This window comes from Thermoflexus sp. (assembly GCF_025055495.1).
Taxonomy (GTDB): domain Bacteria; phylum Chloroflexota; class Anaerolineae; order Thermoflexales; family Thermoflexaceae; genus Thermoflexus.
Genome location: NZ_JANWXB010000097.1, coordinates 1 through 3710, shown reverse-complemented (window position 1 = coordinate 3710; position 3710 = coordinate 1). Strand labels below are relative to the sequence as shown.

Sequence of the window (3710 nt, the reverse complement as noted above, 5' to 3'; positions counted from 1 at the left end):
CTCCGCGGTGTTCATCGAGCTGGCGATCGAGGCCACCCGCGATCCCGAAAGGCCCAGGCGATCTCAACCCACGGCCCTGCCGCCGGGCGGAATCCCCTGATCCCCTCTGCGCGATCTTCGCCTCAGGAATCGGCTTTGTCCGCATGGCATCCCCTCTTTAATTCCGCGCAGAGGGATTTGCGAGGCACACCCCACTGGCATCCCCAACCCTACTCTCCCAACGCCTGGACCGAGGGGAGATCGCCCTTGAAGACCCCCTACGGATGCACCGAAAGCTGGAAGGGGAGCTCCCACGCCGGGCTCGCCCTGGATAGATCCCGGACGGGGAGGTGCTCCATCGACGGCCAGAGATACCAGCCGAGGCGGATGTGATATCGCCCGGGAGGGAGGGAGGGGAATTCCACTTTCAGAGGAACGCTTTCCCCAACGGGCCACATGGACGTCAGCTGGAATCGATCCCGCTGAGCGATCAGCTGTCCCGATTCGTTGATCAGATGAACGAAAAGCGTGTAATTCCGATCTATCGGCCGGATGACCTGCCAGATCAGCCAGAGCTCAAACCGCTCACCGGTCCGGAGCCCGAACGGCCCCTCCACGCCGCGAAGCTGCAGCGCTTCCCCGAAGGACACGGCGGAGGGAAGAGCCCGAACGGCTCGTTGGACGATCAGCAGGCGGGGCAAATCGATCCCGTCCGTCCCCTCGTTTCCAACGCGCCATCGCTGCTGGGCCAGCCCGCTATACAATCCCACGCGAATCCGGTAGGGGCCGGGCGGGAGATCCGGGGGGATTTTCAACACGTGGTCGTCGCGGTAGTGCTTCTCCGGATCCCAGCGTCGGGTGGGAAGATCGCCTGGATGAAGGCGGTCGCTCTGAAACGCCTGGGCGAAAGAGAAGGGCTGGTCTGCCGGGATCCCGTGGACGTAAACATGCGCGTCCTCATCCAGAGCGGTCAGAGAGCGCCACCACAGCGTCAGCCGCACGGTCTCCCCGGGGTAGGCGATCCACCGATCGATTTGATAGCCCACCAGCCGGATCCGGCCCTCGAAGTCCGCCTGAACGGACAGATCGACGCCGGGGGGGCGGTCCAGCGGCACACGGGTGATCGCCCACAGCCGGTATGGAAGGCCCAGCGCGAAGGCGAGCGCAAACAGCAGCGCCGCTCCAGCGGATCCCCACCTGAAATGAGACGCTTCGCCCCAGCGCCCTGACGTCCTCTCATTCCCGTGGAGCGCAAGCGAGAGCCTGCGGGGATCCCGCCGCGATCGAAGGATCCCCCAGATAGGCCATCCGACCCAGAGCCCGAGGGCGATGCCCTCGAAAACGCGCCAGCGCCACAGGCCCGAGAACCGAAGGTGAACTTGGTGGACACCGGCAGGGATCTCCGCCCAGAGCCATCCGGTGCGGGCCTCTATCCACGTCGGGATCGGCTGGCCGTTCACCGTCACCCTCCAGCCCGGATATCCGAGGACCCAGAAGCGCATCGGGATGCGATAGGGAACGCGGATCTCCCAGCGCTGGCTCAGGGGCTCCAGACGGATCGTCCGCACCGCGGCGCCGACAGGAAGGGTTGTCCGATCCAGGCGGTCCGGCTCCTCTCCCCGGGCATACGCATGAGCCAGGCCCGGGGGCGGCTCCGGCCATCCCTCCACCCACTTCGGGAACAGCTCGCCGGTGGCTGTGAGGCCCGGGTAAAGTTGCTCCCGTTCGTAGCGCTGCAGATCCACCAAGCCCGCCCGGACAAAGGGGACCCGCGTTCCGCCGTCATACACTAGGCCCAGCGTTCCCAGGACGAGCAGGATGGAGGCCGCGAAAGCCGCAGGCCAGCGGACGGAGGGTTTCACGGTTTCGATCGAGAATCCGATGAGGAGCGATAGAAGCAAACCCGCGGGGCCCAGCCAGCGCCACGGGAATTGAATATACGAAAGGCCCGGGAACAGGGCCCAGAGCGGATAAGAGGCAGGTGTCATCAGGAAGACGGCAGTGATTCCTATCCCCCACGTCCACAACGCCTCCGGCTGTCGGGATCGGCGAGGTCCGGGGAGCGCATAGGCCAGGGAGGGAAGGGCCAACAAAACCTGGTGCAGCCCGAGGGTGAGCACGAGAGGACGGTTCCCCCAGCGCTCATCCCGAAGAGGAGGCCACTCCAAGAGCTGAGGCAGGGTGCGGAAATGGTGGACGATCTCATATACGCCGGTGCGCGCCCGATCCAGATGAACCCATGGGATCTCCGTGACGGAAGGGCCCAGATAGGGCGACGCCATCCCCAGCCCCAGCGCAAAGGCGACGAGGGCCTTGCCCAGACGCCGGCGATGAACCTTCCCCCGGATCCCCAGAAAGAGGGCATACGTAAGGGCCAGCAGATACCCCAGCAGCGCGGTGAGATTATGGCTGAGGCCCAGCAGCGCGACGACGCACGCCAGGAACCAGCGCCTTGTGAATCCCCCAGCTCGCAGAGCTCCATCGGCGCCGACGAGCAACCATGGCAGCAGGGCGATGGCGGTGTATTGGGGGTAGTTGCCCTGCTGAAGCTGAAACGGCATGTAGCCGAAGGCGAGGCCCGCGGTCATCGCGGCGGCGGGGCTCAGCTTCCACCGCCGGGCCAGGAGATAGGCCCCCAGACTGCCCCCCAACGCGGCGATCATCAGGACCGCCTTGATCGCGTGCTCGATCGAGAGGCCTAACCCCACGGAGAGAGCAGCAACGGACCAGGGGAACATCGGCGCATGGAAGATGAACAGCGGATAGCCGATCCCGCCGGCGAGATCGGGCGCCCAGCGGGGATACAGGACGCCCGCCCGCCACATCCGGGCCATCTCGAGGGCACGATATGCGTGCAGGAGGGCGTCTCCCTCTCGAGGCAGGCCCGGCAGATTTAACCCTTGCCACCAGGCCATCAGCCCGACGAGGACCCATAGCACGCCCAGATCCTTCCACATCGTTTTCACCGCACTTTGAATGCTCATCGGATCGAGGCCTAACGGTATTCTCCATCATGGAACAGGGTGGATCCGCAGCTCCTCCAGGGGAACACTGAAACCCGGGAACGGCCTCCCGGTTGGATCAACGACGGGCAGGCGTTCCCCTGTCTTCAGGTGATACCAGCCCGTGTGAACCGAGTAGACGCCTGGAGGCAGTGGGTGTTTCCATTCGATCCAACGTTCTTCCTCGACCACCTCGCCCGGCTCCCACCACCCGGTGGGATAAGCCCCACCCCGGGGCGGTCCGTCCCCCCCGGCCAGCCATCGTCCCTCCGCGTCCAGAAGATGGAGGAACACGTGAAGGTCTGAGGGCAGAGGAGCGGTCGCCTTCCACGTGAGGCGAACACGGATCCCTTGATCGAGGACCTGAACATGGTGCGCAAGGAGCAGAATACCTGGCTCAAACCGCGCATCCCAGGAGCCGTGCTCCGACATCGGGGAAGAGGGGGGGATTTTCGCGAAGGGGATCCATCCATCCCCACCCCGGCGGGGGAGCGGACGCAGGTCGGCCCGGGATCGATCGTATACCCCCACCAGCAGGGACAACAGGGTGGGCGCATCCCGCGGCATGGCTAGCGGAATGCGGTGGATGTCGCAGATCACCCGGCCGGACGGCCAGAAGCGCATCGGCCATGAGCCCATACCCGGATAGCTGTCCACCTGGCCGAGCCGCTCGCCGCGAGCGGGATCGGGGCCGGACCAGATCTGATAGGTGAACGAGTAATTCCGAGA

At 65.4% G+C, this 3710-nt stretch carries 1 protein-coding gene and 1 pseudogene; both read right to left on the bottom strand.

Annotation, left to right across the window (positions count from 1 at the left end):
• Window positions 1-257: 257 nt before the first annotated feature.
• Entirely contained in the window at window positions 258-2963 is a 2706-nt protein-coding gene (locus NZM16_RS03335) for a 6-pyruvoyl-tetrahydropterin synthase-related protein (RefSeq protein ID WP_295478536.1), read from the bottom strand.
• Between the two features lie 27 nt (window positions 2964-2990).
• A pseudogene (locus tag NZM16_RS03330) lies at window positions 2991-3710 on the bottom strand (hypothetical protein); the annotation flags it as partial.

Bases quoted from the DNA above. Each gene is read 5' to 3' on its own strand.
- NZM16_RS03335 (WP_295478536.1), bottom strand. From the start codon at position 2,963: ATGAGCATTCAAAGTGCGGTGAAAACGATGTGGAAGGATCTGGGCGTG.